At 41.3% G+C, this 16540-nt stretch carries 14 protein-coding genes; 8 read left to right on the top strand and 6 right to left on the bottom strand.

Going from position 1 to position 16540, the window contains the following annotated elements; genetic code table 11:
* Positions 1–118: 118 nt before the first annotated feature.
* The 3 genes from R2S08_RS21810 (at position 119) to R2S08_RS21800 (ending at position 4279) form a co-directional block, all read left to right on the top strand.
* Complete coding sequence (locus tag R2S08_RS21810; RefSeq protein ID WP_316837125.1) at positions 119–1888, top strand: peptide MFS transporter; 1770 nt, start codon at positions 119–121, stop codon at positions 1886–1888.
* A 53-nt stretch (positions 1889–1941) separates the two neighbouring features.
* Complete coding sequence (locus R2S08_RS21805) at positions 1942–3432, top strand: peptide MFS transporter (protein WP_316837124.1); 1491 nt, start codon at positions 1942–1944, stop codon at positions 3430–3432.
* A gap of 118 nt (positions 3433–3550) precedes the next feature.
* Complete coding sequence (locus tag R2S08_RS21800) at positions 3551–4279, top strand: polyprenol monophosphomannose synthase (RefSeq protein WP_316837123.1); 729 nt, start codon at positions 3551–3553, stop codon at positions 4277–4279.
* On the opposite strand, the gene R2S08_RS21795 is transcribed toward R2S08_RS21800, so the two are convergent.
* The 4 genes from R2S08_RS21795 to proS are packed head-to-tail and all read right to left on the bottom strand — an operon-like array spanning position 4280 to position 8372.
* Positions 4280–4789: a YdeI/OmpD-associated family protein gene (locus R2S08_RS21795; protein ID WP_316837122.1), complete on the bottom strand. Its 510-nt coding sequence runs from the start codon at positions 4787–4789 to the stop codon at positions 4280–4282. It lies immediately after the preceding gene.
* 56 nt (positions 4790–4845) lie between these two features.
* Positions 4846–5709: a TIGR02757 family protein gene (locus tag R2S08_RS21790; RefSeq protein ID WP_316837121.1), complete on the bottom strand. Its 864-nt coding sequence runs from the start codon at positions 5707–5709 to the stop codon at positions 4846–4848.
* Positions 5710–5715: 6 nt separating this feature from the next.
* Positions 5716–6855, bottom strand: a complete 1140-nt coding sequence (locus tag R2S08_RS21785; protein ID WP_133780347.1) for a cystathionine gamma-synthase — start codon at positions 6853–6855, stop codon at positions 5716–5718.
* A gap of 44 nt (positions 6856–6899) precedes the next feature.
* Positions 6900–8372, bottom strand: a complete 1473-nt coding sequence (gene proS, locus R2S08_RS21780; protein ID WP_316837120.1) for a proline--tRNA ligase — start codon at positions 8370–8372, stop codon at positions 6900–6902.
* 103 nt (positions 8373–8475) lie between these two features.
* Between proS and R2S08_RS21775 the strand changes: the two genes are divergently transcribed.
* Positions 8476–9339 (top strand): hypothetical protein, encoded by an 864-nt coding sequence (locus tag R2S08_RS21775; protein WP_316837119.1) that lies wholly within the window; start codon positions 8476–8478, stop codon positions 9337–9339.
* Positions 9340–9359: 20 nt separating this feature from the next.
* Positions 9360–10889 (top strand): hypothetical protein, encoded by a 1530-nt coding sequence (locus R2S08_RS21770; protein WP_316837118.1) that lies wholly within the window; start codon positions 9360–9362, stop codon positions 10887–10889.
* An 87-nt stretch (positions 10890–10976) separates the two neighbouring features.
* Here the strand turns inward: R2S08_RS21770 and R2S08_RS21765 are convergent, their stop codons facing one another.
* A complete protein-coding gene (locus tag R2S08_RS21765) occupies positions 10977–12791 on the bottom strand; it encodes a UbiD family decarboxylase (protein WP_316837117.1) in 1815 nt (604 codons plus the stop codon).
* 380 nt (positions 12792–13171) lie between these two features.
* Between R2S08_RS21765 and R2S08_RS21760 the strand changes: the two genes are divergently transcribed.
* From R2S08_RS21760 to R2S08_RS21750, 3 genes are all read left to right on the top strand, one after another.
* Positions 13172–13651, top strand: coding sequence for a DNA starvation/stationary phase protection protein (locus R2S08_RS21760; RefSeq protein ID WP_316837116.1), 480 nt, complete (start codon positions 13172–13174; stop codon positions 13649–13651).
* Between the two features lie 153 nt (positions 13652–13804).
* Positions 13805–15247: a LysM peptidoglycan-binding domain-containing protein gene (locus tag R2S08_RS21755; RefSeq protein WP_316837115.1), complete on the top strand. Its 1443-nt coding sequence runs from the start codon at positions 13805–13807 to the stop codon at positions 15245–15247.
* Positions 15237–15878: a uridine kinase gene (locus R2S08_RS21750; protein WP_316837114.1), complete on the top strand. Its 642-nt coding sequence runs from the start codon at positions 15237–15239 to the stop codon at positions 15876–15878. Before R2S08_RS21755 ends, R2S08_RS21750 begins: the two co-directional genes overlap by 11 nt.
* Here R2S08_RS21750 and R2S08_RS21745 read toward each other — a convergent pair.
* A complete protein-coding gene (locus R2S08_RS21745) occupies positions 15875–16534 on the bottom strand; it encodes a 3-oxoacid CoA-transferase subunit B (RefSeq protein WP_199080457.1) in 660 nt (219 codons plus the stop codon). The genes R2S08_RS21750 and R2S08_RS21745 overlap by 4 nt on opposite strands.
* Between the last annotated feature and the right edge of the window lie 6 nt (positions 16535–16540).

Here is a 16540-nt window from a genome sequence, read left to right as displayed (position 1 = left end):
GGCAATTGAAACATATTAGAAAAATAACTATCCCGCTCAATAACAGGAGATTCTTCTCCTGACACTCCAACGAACTAACTGAACCTTTTCTATAAATTATTACACAAAAAAACAACACATGAATGCACAAAGTTTGGATAATCCAAATAATTTTTTCGAAAGTAAGGTCTTAGGACATCCGGCAGGGCTGTTTGTTCTATTCTTTACCGAAATGTGGGAGAGATTTTCATATTACGGAATGAGGGCTTTGCTTGTACTCTTCTTAACTTCATCTATTATTGGAGATAACCCTGGCTGGGGATGGCCACGGGCTCATGCCTTAGCTATTTATGGTTCTTATACCGGTTTAGCTTACCTGACCCCTATTTTAGGCGGTTATATCGCAGATAAAATTATTGGCTACAGATGGGCCGTATTGGTTGGCGCCCTGATCATGACCCTTGGACATTTATCTATGGCGATGGAATTTCACCATGCATTTATGTATTTAGGTTTAGGTCTGTTGGTGATTGGTAATGGCTTTTTTAAACCAAACATGACCTCGATCATTGCACAGATGTACAAAAAACATCAGGAGAAAAAAGACGGCGCTTATACCATTTTCTATATGGGTGTAAATGCCGGAGCTTTCCTGGGTATGCTGCTTTGCGGTTATATTGGCGAAAATCCAAACTGGGGCTGGTCTTATGGTTTTGGTTTAGCAGGTGTTTTTATGTTTATCGGTATGCTCCAGTTCTACTTTACACAGAACATTTTCGGAAACATTGGTCTAAAACCCATTAAAGATAAAGAAGAAGACTTTTCAGAAACACCTGAAGAATCCACAAGGAACCCTTTCTCTTCGTTTGACTTAGGCATCATTGGTTTACTCTCTGTTATCGGTCTGGCCTGGATCATCAACGATCCGGTTTCCAAGATCACCAGTTTTAATTTGTTCAACTTTAAAATCGGTGGCGTTGAGGGCAGTAATTTCGCCATCCTGATTGCACTGGCTTTATTTATTTTTATCCTGATCAAAAGGATTGCACAATATACTCCTGTACTTCGCGACAAAATGATTGCCGTGATTATTCTGGCCTTCATTACCATCTTCTTCTGGGCTTCATTTGAGCAGGCAGGTGGTTCAATGACCATCTTTGCTAAAGATTATACCCAGCGCATCTTAACCGGCGATTCCAAGATCATTTTCAACGTTGTAAATACGTTGATCACCATTGTTCCCCTGGCCATCATCTCTTATGTATTAATGCGTTTATTTGCCAAGACTTTTGGAAAATATGCCCTAGGAAATATTATCCTGGCTTCAGGTTTCGTGATCATCTGGGTCATCGTGATCTACATGCTAAAACAACAATATGCTGAAGTCAAATCAGAGGTACCTGCTACCTGGTTCGGAATTCTGAACTCTTTGTTCATCATCAGCTGCGCCCCTATAGTATCTAAGCTTTGGGAAAGCAAATACAATCCTTCTGCAACCTTTAAAAACGGCTTTGGAATGATCCTTCTGGGTATTGGCTTCGCCGCTCTGGCCTATGGTGCAAGCAGCATTCCCCAAGGTGCCGCTGTAGCTTCGGTAAGTATGGTTTGGCTGGTACTCGCTTATTTCTTCCATACCTTAGGAGAGTTGTTCATTTCACCGGTAGGTTTATCTTATGTAAGTAAACTGGTTCCCGGACGTATGATCGCGATTATGTTTGGGATCTGGTACCTGGCTATTGCCATCGGAAATAAGATTGCTGGTACAATGGGAGGTATGATCGACGAGATCACTTCCAAATATTCCATGTCTACCTTCTTTCTGATCTTTACCTTTATCCCGGTAGGTCTTGGTCTGATCATTATGATGCTGACTCCAGTTCTTAAAAAATTAATGCACGGTGTAAAATAAATAAAAAGCCTTTGGCATCTGCTAAAGGCTTTTTTGATTAACAATAAAATAGAATGCAAGAAAACATCACGCTGGACGAAATCCAGGATTTTGAGGGTAAATACCCTAAACAGCTTTGGTCTTTATTTTTGGTAGAAATGTGGGAGCGTTTTTGCTTCTACGGAATGCGTGGCATGCTCGCTATCTTTATGATCGATAAGATTGTTGGCCTGTCGCTTACTGAAAAAGATGCAAATCTAAAATATGCCGCTATTCAATCCTTTGTTTATGCCTTCACTTTCCTTGGAGGTATTTTCGCTGATAGAATCCTTGGATTTAAAAAATCCCTCCTCTTTGGTGGAATGGTGATGATCCTGGGAAACTTGATTATTGCGACCTCACCAAAAGATTTCTTTTACATCGGTATTACACTTTCTATCATAGGCACAGGTTTTTTCAAACCAAATATTTCTTCTATGGTAGGTGATCTTTACAAAGAAGGAGATCACCGCAGGGATGCTGGTTATGGAATGTTCTATGCCGGGATCAATATCGGAGGCCTTTTAGGTGGCGCATTATGCGTGTATCTTGGAAAGTATGTTTCCTGGAACTATGCTTTCCTGGCAGCTGCAATCGTAATGGCAATTGGTCTGATTACCTTCCTGTTTACCAAAAAACAATTGGGCCCCATTGGAGATTCTCCGCTAAAAGAAATGCCGGTAAGCAAAAAAAGGCTGAGAGAGATTGGCGTATATATATTTTCTTTGATCTCTATTCCTTTGATCCTGATCATGGTGCAGAACACAAAGTATACCGATTATTTCATGTATACCATTGCTCCGCTTTGTATCATTTATTTTCTTTATGAAACTTACAAAGTGAAGGATAGAAAGTTCCAGTTGAAACTGCTTGCTGCCTTTATTTTCATTTTCCTGTACTTTTTGTTCAATGCTATTTATGAACAAAGCGGCGGATCTTTATCTCTTTTTGCAGAAAAAAACCTCAACCATACCCTCTTGTTCTTCCAGATCGACCCTAATGTGATCAATAACAGCTCCAACTCTTTATTTGTTATTATTTTCAGTCCGTTGGTTGGTTTATTATGGCTTTGGTTGTCAAAAAAGAAAATTGAGCCAAATTCTGTGATTAAATTTGGCATTGGCTTCTTGTTCCTGGCTGCTACTTTTTATATCTTCTATTATACTCGTTTTCTTGCAGATGCCAACGGGATCACTTCTTTAAACCTCTTCACTTTTGGTTATTTAGTTATGACCCTTGGTGAATTGTGCCTTGGTCCAATCGGAATGTCGCTGGTGACCAAACTTTCGCCAAAGAAACTAACCGGTATGATGATGGGAATGTGGTTCCTGGCCAGTGCATTCGGTCAGTTTGCCGCCGGAAAATTTGGCGCAGATATGTCTGTAGCGGAGGGCACCACCCTTGTGGAAAAACTACATTCTTACACTGCAGGCTATTACCAATTGGGTATCTATGCCGCAATTGCAGGTGTTTTCCTGATCATATGTTCTCCATTAATTAAAAAACTGATGCAAGGCGTAAGCTAATCTGCACCGGATTTAACATATTTTAACCCTGTAACCCCACCCGGTTACAGGGTTTTTCATTTTTAATGATTAATTTCGGCGATTCTGCAATTCATACATTAAAAAACACCGGTCACAAGTGTCAGACAGCTTAGTAATAATTCCTACCTATAACGAAAAGGAAAACATTGAAAGAATCATCAGGAAGGTGTTTTCACTTCCTTTCCTCTTTGAGATCTTAATTATAGACGATGGTTCTCCTGACGGGACTGCAGAGATTGTAAAAAGCCTTCAGGAAGAGTATCCAGCCCTCCACCTGGAACAAAGAACAGGTAAACTAGGCTTAGGTACTGCGTATATTCATGGTTTTAAATGGGCCCTTCAACGGAAGTATGAATTTATCTTTGAAATGGATGCAGATTTCTCCCATAATCCAGATGATCTGGTCCGTTTAAGAGAGGCTTGTTTAAATGGCGCAGATGTAGCCATTGGCTCAAGATATGTAAACGGCGTAAACGTGGTCAACTGGCCAATGAACAGAGTGCTGATGTCTTATTTTGCATCGATGTATGTTCGTTTTATTACCCGCATCACCATTCAGGATGCGACAGCTGGTTTTAAATGCTACAGAAGAATCGTTCTGGAAACCATTCCAATGGATAAGATCCGGTTTGTGGGTTATGCCTTCCAGATTGAAATGAAATTTACCGCCATCAAATACGGTTTTAATGTGGTTGAAGTTCCCATTATATTTACCGACCGCACAGAAGGGGTTTCAAAAATGAGCACCAGAATTTTCAGGGAAGCATTTGTAGGCGTAATCCAGATGAAAATAGGCAGCTGGTTCAGAAATTATAAAAGAGTCTGATTATTTCTTCTCCTTGCCTTCCCGCATCATCTCAGCAAAGGTCATTTCCCTGTCCATAGCAGAAACGATCCTCACCAGCCGCTTGGTTCGGGTAGGCTCAGTTTTAGCAGAATTTACCCAATTGATGTACCAGTTCTGATGCGACTTCGGTAATTTTAAGAAACGCGTCATCAAATGATCTTCGTCAGACAGACAAAGTTCCAGATCTTCGGGAATCCCAATCTTAAAATCTTTATCCTCTTCCAGCTCAATATTCACTACAGCCCCGGCTTCTTTGCGGAGTTGTTTTCGCAAACTGGCTTTCAAGGCCAGGATGAAATCGCCCTCCCCCATGGGAACGGTTGCCATCCCTTCAATAAGCGTCTGGTCAATTCTACCTTTCACCCGGAAACTCTTTTTACAATCTGCTTTAATCCGGGTAGCTATATTCTGGGGAATGAAGACATAACTCCAGCCTGTCTTTTCTCCCATTTCTGCAAATTTTTCAATCTCCGCGCTAAAAGTTACCATGCGTTTAAAATGCTTAAGTCATCCACACATTAAAGATAAAAAAAGCACTAAAATTATCAGAACTTTTCTTCAACGCCCAGACCAAACAAAGCGAAGTCATACTTTACCGGGTCCAGCGGATCAAATCTTCGCAATTCAGTGGTCAATTCCATAGCAGTTTTCCAGTCGGTTTGCTTCCGTTCAATCAGACCAAGTTTACGGGCGACACGATCTACATGTACATCACAAGGACAAATCAGATCTGCCGGCCTGATGATGTTCCAAACGCCAAAATCCACCCCACAGTCATCCTTTCTCACCATCCACCTTAAAAACATATTTAAACGCTTGCAGGTAGATTTCTGAAGAGGAGAAGAAACATGTTTAATGGTTCTCCTGGGGAAATCCGGAAGACTAAAAAAATAGCTTCTGAAATGATTCAGAGATCGTTCAATATCCAATGCAGGTTGATTCATTTCTCCCAGCATACAGGACGAGGAAGCAGAAACAGACTGTTTCTCCTCTTGAACGATGGTCAAATATTCTTCTCTGAACGGAGAACTCCCTTTTGGTAAAAAAGCCGTTTCCAAACTATCTGATCTCTTGTAATGCTGATGGAAGAACTCCACAAAATACAACAGATCTGTATCATTGAAAGTACGGTGCTTAAAGCCCAGCAAACCTTTCAAATCCTGATCGGAATGTCCGGTCATAAAGGCATAAGGTTCATTGTCCATCCGGGCAAACAACTCCGTACACTTATTGATAATAGTTTTACGCTGCCCCCAAGCTAAAATTGCCGCAAAAAATGCGGCAATTTCAATATCCTGTTTTTTTGAAAAACGGTGGGGAATACAAATTGGATCATTTTGAATAAAGCCCGGCTGGTTGTACGCTCCAACCTTCACATCCAAAAAATCCTTAAGTTCCAGAAATTCCAACCGCTGTTATTTAAGTGCTTGTTCTAAATCTGCCAGTAAATCATCGATATCCTCCACGCCAACGCTCAAACGGAGCAGGTTATCTGTCACCCCAACCTTTTCTCTTTCTTCTTTAGGAATAGAACCATGGGTCATGGTGGTTGGATGATTGATCAGTGATTCTACACCACCTAAAGATTCTGCCAGGGCAAACACTTTAAATGAAGAAGCCACTCTGAACGTTTCTGCCAAATCAGCTCCTTTTAAAGTGATCGAAACCATACCGCCAAAACCTCTCATTTGTTTTTTCGCAATGTCGTGGTTAGGATGATCTTCAAATCCAGGCCAGTAGATCTTATCGATCTTCGGATGGTTCTTCAGGTAGCGGGCCACCTTTTCACCATTTTCACAATGGGCTTTCATACGCAGGTGCAGGGTTTTAATCCCCCTCAATACCAGGAAAGAATCCTGAGGACCCGGTGTTGCGCCACACGCGTTATAAATAAACCAAAGATCTTTATACAGCTGATCGTCATTGACCAGCAATGCCCCCATCACTACATCAGAGTGACCGCCGATATATTTAGTTACGGAATGCATCACAATATCCGCCCCAAGATCCATTGGATTTTGAAGATAAGGCGAGGCAAAAGTATTGTCTACCGCCAGGATCAGATGGTGCTGTTTTGCAATTTTGGAAACCCCTTCAATGTCAATAATCTGCATGGTTGGATTGGTTGGTGTTTCAATCCAGATCAGCTTGGTCTTGTCATTTAAATGAGGCAGTATATTCTCTGGTTTGGATAGATCCAGGAAATGGAATTTAATACCATATTTCTCATAAACCTTGGTAAAAATACGATAAGAACCGCCGTAAAGATCGTTTCCTGTGATCACTTCATCACCAGGCTTCAGCAATTTCAATACCGTATCGGTTGCACCCATACCGCTTGAAAAGGCCAGGCCATATTTTGCATTTTCCAATGCAGCCAGACATTTTTCCAAAGCCTGTCTGGTTGGATTCGTTCCACGGGAATACTCAAATCCTTTGTGATCGCCCGGCGACTTTTGCCAGTAGGTAGAAGTCTGATAAATCGGGGTCATTACTGCTCCGGTAGTTGGATCCGGCTCCTGACCTGCATGTATAGCTTTGGTTGCAAATTTCATCTGTTTATCTATTTATTTTCTAAATTAAATTTACCTGGCCCTGATTAATAAGCTCTGGCAAACAGTACACGTTGTGTAGAAGGTTTACCTGAATAAATACATACACCAGCCTCCTGTTTATTATTTAACGGAATACATCTGATTGTAGCCTTTGTCTCTTCTTTTATTTTTTGCTCCGTTTCAGGTGTACCATCCCAATGCGCAGAAATAAATCCAGCCTTGGTATCCAGAAGTTCTTTCAGCTCATCATAGGAATTCGCTTCAGTGATATGCTCTTCTCTGTAGTCTGCAGCTTTTTTATAGATATTCTCCTGAATATCTTCCAATAATTGCTGAACAAAAATATCTAATCCTTCCTGCTGAACGGTTTGTTTCTCACGGGTATCTCTTCTGGCAATTTCAACGGTACCATTCTCCATATCTCTTCCACCTATTGCAATCCGAACAGGTACACCTTTAAGTTCATATTCTGCAAATTTGAATCCAGGACGTTGTGTGTCTCTGTCATCATATTTCACAGAGATGCCCATTCCCTTTAGTTTAGGGATCAGTTCATCTACAAAATTGCTGATGTTCTTCAAATCTTCCTCTCCTTTATAGATCGGTACAATCACCACTTGTATTGGAGCCAGTTTTGGTGGTAAAACCAAACCCTGGTCATCACTGTGGGCCATAATTAAAGCACCGATCAAACGGGTGGAAACACCCCATGAAGTTGCCCAAACATGCTCTATTTTCCCTTCTTTATTGGTAAACTTCACATCAAATGCTTTTGCAAAGTTCTGCCCTAAAAAGTGGGACGTACCTGCCTGTAAAGCCTTTCCATCCTGCATCAAAGCTTCAATGCAATAGGTATCTAAAGCTCCGGCAAAACGCTCGTTTGGTGTTTTCTTTCCTTTAACAACCGGTAAAGCCATCCAGTTTTCTGCAAAGTCAGCATATACATCCAGCATGCGTTCAGTTTCTTCAATAGCTTCCTGTGCAGTTGAGTGCGCAGTGTGCCCTTCCTGCCATAAAAACTCTGCAGTTCTTAGGAACAACCTCGTTCTCATTTCCCAGCGGACAACATTTGCCCATTGGTTGATCAGCAAAGGCAGATCTCTGTACGACTGGATCCAGCCTTTATAAGTATTCCAGATAATGGTTTCAGAAGTTGGCCTTACGATCAGCTCCTCTTCCAGCTTGGCAGTTTCATCTACAACAATGTTTCCGTTACCGTCATTTTTCAAACGATAATGTGTCACAACGGCACATTCTGTGGCAAAACCTTCTACGTGAGAAGCCTCCTTTGAAAAATATGACTTTGGAATGAATAAAGGAAAATAAGCATTGCTGTGACCAGTATCTTTAAATTTTTGATCTAATACAGACTGCATTTTTTCCCAAATCGAGTAACCATACGGCTTAATTACCATACAGCCCCTTACATCTGAATGATCTGCAAGATCGGCTTTTATAACAATGTCGTTATACCACTGGGAATAATCTTCGTTTTTGCTTGTAATACCTTTGCTCATAACTGTCTGGAACGTTTTTTGTGTTAAATTTCTTGTATAGTAGGTCGCAAATTTATAAATTTATACCTATAATAATTGTAACACACACAAACAATTCACATATATGAAACCGATTCGATTACTTACTCCAATATTGGTTGCAGCAGCGGTGGTGATTTCCTCCTGTTCTGCACCCAGGTTGGCGCAGCAAGGCAGCGGCAACGATGACGTATACAACTCTGTAGCTAAGGCTCAGGAATATGTACAGCCCCAACCAGGGCAGTCTTCCCAATACAGCGACAGTTACGATGATGATTACGGAAGCAGTGACCCTAATTACGATATGGATTATTCGTCACGCATCAACAGATTTTATTATGGAAGCCCATACAGAAATTATTATGACCCATATTATGGTGATTATTATGGATATAATGGCTTTTCTCCATATTCCAGCAGCTGGTCATTAGGCTTTGGCTGGGGATTTGGAAATTACTACAACAGCATGTTTAACCCTTATTTTGGCTATGGTGGCTGGGGTTATTCTCCGTACTGGGGCTATAATCCTTATTGGGGCGGTGGCTTCTGGGGTGGCGGATACTGGGGAGGTGGTTACTGGGGCGGTGGCTATGTCAATCGTTTACCTGGAAACACCATTTATGGTGCAAGACCTTACAGGGGCAGAGAAAATGGCGTTGGCTATACCCCAAGGTCCAGCAATATGAACAGCAGTTATAATGGTCGCGGTGTGATCAGGACAACCAACGGTGTAAGCTATACAGAAAGAAGCAGATCAAGCCGCCCGGCAAATGTAAATTCCGGCAGCAGACCTGACAATCCGTATATACAACCAAGACAAGGCAGAACGGAGAGTTATACTCCTCAAAGAGACAGCAGACCTAGTTATTCCCCTCCATCTAATTCCGGCGGTAATTATGGCGGCGGCGGCGGTGGTGGCGGCAGAAGTCAAAGAGGTGGTAGAAACTAGTTAAACAAGAACCCTATTAAATGAAAAAATTCCTTACCATTCTTGGATTGGCTATGGTAGCCAATACTGGAGTAATATATGCACAATACGCGGGTGATGCCCTTAGGTTCTCGCAAACTAACTACGGTAGTTCAGCCCGTTTCAAAGGACTGGGAAATGCTCAAACCAGTTTAGGTGGAGATATCAGTTCTATTGGCGGTAACCCTGCCGGGCTCGGAATGTTCACCAGATCTGAATTCAGCATCACACCTGAGTTTAACAATACAGGTTCAAAATCGAGCTATTTTGGTCAGAACTCCAACGATACAAAAAATAGCTTTAACTTGAACCAGGCCGGTATAGTTTGGTACAATCCGGTTATCAGACCTAAAGGCTCTAACCTGGATCAGGGGGTAGTTAGTTTTGTTTGGGGAATTGGATACAACAGAAACAACGATTTTAGCCAGCGCGTAAGTTTTGCCGGAAAAAACCCGAACAATTCTTTAGGCGATTATTTTGCTGAGCAGGCAAACAATACAGGTCAAACCCACCAGAACCTACCTCTAGGACTGGGTCAGTTAGGCTATGACAATTTCCTGATCAATGAAACCAGTGCTGGCGTCTACCAAAAAGCAAATTCGAAACTCAACAACAATCAATCCTACAATCAAAACAGATGGGGGTCTACTTCTGAGTTTAACTTCGCAGGATCCATGAACATTTCCAACCAGGTTTATATTGGTGCTTCCATAGGATTTGTGACCATGCATTATGATTATGATTCTAATTTCAGCGAAATGGGTTCACTGACTTCCACTCCACAGGAATTACCTGCAGATCCAAAAGTTGGTGACACCTATACTGCTTCTTATCTGCAATCTCAGACAACCAGAGGTAATGGAATTAACGGAAGGATTGGTATCATCTATAAGCCAATAAATGAATTTAGAATTGGTGCATCCTTTCAAACACCAACCTGGATGCATGTAGAAGATACTTATTCGGAAGCTGTAAATACACTTTATAACCCTGGAAATTCAGTATACAGACCTGATCAGAACAATTATGTATTTCAATATACATTAAGAACTCCTATGAAAACTTCCGTGGGTGCAAGTTTAATTATTGCTGGTAACGGTTTATTGACCGGTGACGTTGATTTTGTAAATTACTCCAGCATCAAACTGAGCACTACATCTGATTACAATACCGCGGATAATCGCACCGATATAAACAACAACAACCAGGATGTTAAAGATTTTTACAAAAGCGCTGTTAACTTCCGTGTTGGTGGTGAGTACAAAATAGATCCGATTACGCTTCGCGCAGGTTTTGGGCTGAATGGTACTCCTTATAAACAAGATCCTGACAACCAGGCTCAGGTTAAATATTATAGCGCAGGTTTAGGCTACAGAATCAATCAGTATTATGTTGACCTTGCCTACCAAAGGGTAGAAACCAATCAGACATTCGTTCCTTATACTGTAGGAACTGATGCTTCATTGGATCCTACTGCAACAACAAAATTAAGTAAAAACAATGTTTTCCTGACTTTCGGAGTTCGTTTCTAAAAGCTAAAGAATCATTCAAAATAAAAGCGCTGATGTGAAGACATCAGCGCTTTTATTTTGAATGATATTTCCGGAAAACAACCCCTCCTACAGAGAAAGTTTAAACCGCTCTATATTCTTTTCCACTTCAGCGTCTTTGATCAGCTCAGGTGCATGGTGTGGTTTCTTTCTCGCATCTATAATAACCGGGCCTGTACAACCCCAATGTTTATCTTTAACAAAACTACCCACCCCATCTATATCCGAAGCAGGATTACTTCTTGTAAAAGTGACCCAAACCAGGTTATTGATATCTTTGGCTGTAAACGCAGCATCGTCGCACAGCACAATTAAGCCAAGTCCATCCAAATTCCGTTGTTGAAGCTGATCTTTCAATTCGCTCATTTCAATGCCTGCCTGATCCTTGTTCAAATAAGCTGAAGCCTGAACCGTCATAACACCTTCCATAGCCATATGATACCCGGAAAAAGATCCATCTGTAGCAAGACCTGAAGGTAATACTGTGCTCAGTTGACGTTTCACTTCGCCGGCCGCAGCAAACACCACTTTAGAGCCAGAATTTAATCCTTCCCCACTATAATCTAAGGTATCTATTGTGGTTTGCGTATAAAAATGCAGGTCTCTGGTGAAATCCATGCGTTCCAATATATGCTTCAAAAAGGCCCTGATATGATGCGTACTGAGTTGCTCGTCATCCTCTCTCGCAGCAATAAACACATATTTAGCCAGGCTCAACTGGTTCTTGCCTAAAATATGATTGGCAATGGTCAAGATTTCCTGCGGCCTGCGTTCTTTTAAATATGGTGTATATCTTTCGCTCCCTATCGCAAACAACAATGGATGCACACCTGCCGCATCTACAGCATTCACTTCTTTCAGTCCGTGGATTTCCTGAGGAAGCGCCGAACCTGCAATTTCATGGATCAGTGCGCCAAAGCTTGTATCCTCCTGAGGAGGTCTTCCTACTACGGTAAAGGACCAGATGGCATCTTTCTTATGGTATACATTGTGCACCTTCATCAAAGGAAAAGGATGCGTTAAACTGTAATAGCCCAAATGATCCCCAAAAGGACCTTCTGGTTTATTTTCCTGCGGATAAACAGTACCTGTGATCACAAAATCTGCATCTGCAGAAATGCAGAAACCTTCTTCATCATAGAAATAACGAAATCGTCTGTTCCCCAGGGCGCCCGCAAAGGTCATTTCTGATAGTCCTTCCGGCAGAGGCATCACTGCAGCCAGCGGATGTGAAGGAGGGCCGCCTACAAAAATACTCACTTTTAAAGGTTGTCCTTTTGCATTGGCTTTGGATTGATGAACGCCTATCCCTCTGTGGATCTGATAATGTAATCCGATTTCTTTGTCTTTGACATATTCATTTCCGGCCAGTTGTATACGGTACATCCCCAGATTGGAATTCATCACACCTGGTTTATCCGGATCTTCGGTATAGACCTGTGGCATAGTTACAAATGGTCCGCCGTCCATTGGCCAGTTTACAATTTGCGGAAGCTGACTAATGGTTGTTTTACTAAAAGTGGCCTTAAACAAACTTTGTTTCAATGGTAAAGCAGAGAGTGCAGTTAAGCCTGCACCTGCATATTTAAATGGGTTCTTAAGTGCTTTAATTGGATCTGAACGAAGTCCAACCAATTGCTGAACTTTATCCAGGCTGTCCCTGAACATAAATTTGGATCTTTCCAAAGTTCCAAACAAGTTGGATACTGCAGGAAAAGGGCTGCCTTTGACTTTTTCAAATAGAATGGCCGGGCCTTCCTGTTCAAAAATACGCAAATGGATTGCAGCCATTTCCAGGTAAGGGTCTACTTCTTCTTTGATACGTATAAGATGTCCGTGTTTTTCTAAATCAGCAACACATTCTGATAAGCTGTTATATCCCATTGTCTACAAAGTTAAATTTAAGTTTGTAAGCTTGTTGGAAAAAATCAAATTACTCGTCGAGGACTGGACTCCTTGCCTCGCTGCGCTCTTGTGGCAAGGCGCCCTGAGGTCCTCTCCGAGTAATATTGATTTTTTATATGGCGCTTAGCAAAGGAGGTGAGTCCGGGCAGGATGCATAGAGATGGAGTATAGGGTTTTATTGTAATGTATATTGTAATGTATATTGTAATGTATATTGTAATGTATATTGTAATGTATATTGTAATGTATATCTATATTTTTCTTTGGTTTACATGGTAAAAAGTCATTTTCTTAAAACATCTTAGCTTGGGTAGCTGTTCTGTTCTAAATAGATTTAATAAAATAAAAACAACATTACTATGGACGCTAAAGAGATTAGTTTGAATGAAAAAAAGGTAAAACCAGTAGTAGACATGCTCAACGATTATCTTGCAAACTATCATATACACTATCAAAAATTAAGAGGATGCCACTGGAATATTAAAGGACAGAATTTCTTTACCCTGCACCTTAAGTTCGAGGAATTATATACCAACGCTCAATTAACCATTGATGAAATTGCAGAACGTGTCCTTACCCTAGGTAAACCACCACACAGCCGTTTCGCAGATTACATTAGTGAATCTTCCATTAAAGAGATCAATACCATAGGTCTTAAAGACCTCGATATGGTAGATGCTATTCTCGACGATATGTATCAACTCATCCAACTGGAAAGAGAGTTGCTGGAAGCAACAGACAAAGCCGGAGATGACGGTACCAACGATATGGTCAACCGTTTCATGCAATTCAAAGAAAAAAACACCTGGATGCTGCGCTCATTCGCAAACAAGAAATAAAACATCCTTATTTAGTTAAGAAAGCCGTGCTCCAAAAAGCATGGCTTTCTTAATTTACACACAATACGCACCCTTCTTTCCCGTTCTTGATATAGAATTTAAGCTCTTAGAATTTATTCGTATAATTGCCAGAATTAACTTGACACGACATTAATGCAAAAATATTATATATTGGCAGCAGTAGCTGCCTTCCTTAACATATCCTCTGCCTCAGCCTCCAACCTCAGAGACTCCATAGGCGTAGAAAACCTGAAAGGCAAAAAAGTAATCCTTCATAAAGTAGTTCAGCACGATACCTACTATTCTATAGGAAGACTGTACAATGTTCAGCCCAAAGAGATCATTACCTTTAACGACAACAAATACCTTCAAATCGGGGTTATCATTAAAGTACCAACCAATATTCCATTTAAAGATCAGATCAGCACAGCGGCAAAAAATCCACCGGCAAATGCATCATCCGATAATGGGAACTATACGGAGTACACCATACAAGCCAAGGACAATCTAAACAGGCTTGCAGAGCGATTTGGAACTACAGTAAATGAGATCAAAAGGATCAACGATCTAAACTCGATTCATCTGAGAATAGGCCAGGTCTTAAAAATGCCGGCACAAGCAGGATCCGAACAGCAACCAGAACAAAAACAGGAGCAAAAGCAGGAACAGAAACCTGCGCAAACTACAGCTAATGAGCCAATTTTTCCTTCCAAACGTCCTGAAGCTGTAAAAAGCACTGATGCAACTGCAGGAGAAAACGGAGCCTATATAGAGCACGTTGTAAAAGCCAAAGAAAACCTGGGCATGCTGGCCGACAAATACGGAACAACCATTGAGGAGATCAAAAAACTCAACGGATTAAATTCCAGCAACCTCAGAATAGCTCAGGTCTTAAAAATTCCGGCTAAACCAGGTCAAAATACTGAAACGTCAAATGCAGGCCAACCGGTGGTAACAGAAACAACACAGACAAGCCAGAAAAAAACAGGCCTGGATAAAAAGACACAACCCCTGCAATCTCCCCCAGATACTTCAGCACAGGAAGAATTCATAGAACATACAGTGGCTTCCAATGAAACCCTTTATTCCATTGCAACAAAATATGGCCTGACCATGGACCAGGTAAAAGCAAAGAACAATTTGCAGGATGCCTCCCTTAGAATTGGCCAAAAATTACTGATCAAGGGACAATACCCGGTAAAAAAACCTTATACTCCACCGGTAACAGATTCAGATGCAGAGACCGACAGCGTATCAACCATTAAAAACCCTTCCTTAAAATACGCACCAAGCAGATATGGGCTGAATCAAATTGATGAAAAAGGAACCGCTGTATGGATTGCAGAAGAAGGCCTTGATCCGACCAAAATGCTTGTGTTACACCGCACTGCACCAATAGGAACCGTGATAAAAATCACCAATCCAATGAGCAACCGCTCTACTTTCGCAAAGGTTGTTGGTAAATTTACAGAGAATGAGTCCACAAAAGATGTTATCATTGTAATGACAAAAGCTGTAGCAGACGCACTGGGTGCGCTGGACAAAAGATTTTTTTGTAATTTAACCTACAGCGGACAAGATACTAATGAACAATAAACCTTTTATTATCGGGATTGCGGGTGGAAGCGGTTCCGGTAAAACTTTCTTTTTAAATTGTTTCCTTCATCATTTTAAAAATGATGAAGTCACTTTAGTTTCACAGGATGATTATTACATCCCTGTTGGAGAAATGACACAGGAAGAGAATAGATTATATAACTTTGATCTTCCTTCCACCATTGACAACGAGCAGTTCAATCTCGACATCAGGAAGCTCCTGAAAGGAGAAGTGATCTACAAAAAAGAATACAACTTTAACAACCCATTGGCCGTGGTCAAGATTCTGGAGATCAGCCCCGCGCCAATTATCATAGTAGAAGGCCTTTTCATCCTTCATTTCAAAGAGATCGCAGCACTGCTGGACCATAAGATCTTTGTAGAAGCCGAAGAATCCGTTGCCCTGGACCGCAGAGTAAAGAGAGACGGTATGGAACGCGGCTATTCTGAAGAAGACGTATTATACAAATGGCACAACCATGTTGTGCCATCTTATAAAGAATTTTTATTACCGTACAAAGAAGAATGCAATATGATTGTGCTGAACAACACCAACACACCCGATGAGATCATTGCTATTACCGAGAAAATAGCCCTCGATCTGAAAGCCAAATTCTGTCTAGGTAATTAATCTATATGCATTTCCGGCGTATTATCGTCGGCCAGAAGTCTGCCTGAGGTTGCGTTTCTAATGTAATCTACACTCACCCCCGGTGCTCTTTCGATTAACTGAAAACCACCCTCAGGCAGTACATCAAGAACCGCAAGCTCGGTTACAATCTTTTTAATACAATGTACACCTGTTAAAGGTAAGGTACATTTTGGCAGCAGCTTGCTCTCCCCCGCTTTATTCACATGCTGCATGGCCACTATAATATTTTTAGCAGAAGCCACCAGGTCCATAGCGCCGCCCATCCCTTTCACCATTTTACCGGGGATCTTCCAATTGGCAATATCTCCGTTTTCAGAAACTTCCATAGCACCTAATATAGTCAGATCAATCTTCTGGCTCCTGATCATCCCAAAACTCAAGGCCGAATCGAAGACAGATGAACCAGGCAAGGTGGTAATCGTTTGTTTTCCTGCATTGATCAGATCGGCATCCTCTTCCCCTTCAAAAGGAAAAGGTCCCATACCCAGTAAGCCATTCTCAGACTGTAAAACAACATTGATTCCCTCAGGAATATAATTGGCAACCAGTGTTGGAATACCAATCCCAAGATTCACATAGTAACCATCTTTTATCTCTTTTGCGATACGTTTCGCAATTCCATTTTTATCCAGCATGTCACC

The organism is Pedobacter nutrimenti (assembly GCF_032678445.1).
GTDB lineage: Bacteria > Bacteroidota > Bacteroidia > Sphingobacteriales > Sphingobacteriaceae > Pedobacter > Pedobacter nutrimenti_A.
Note: the sequence above shows the minus strand (reverse complement) of the source record. Positions and strands in the feature narration are given on the sequence as shown.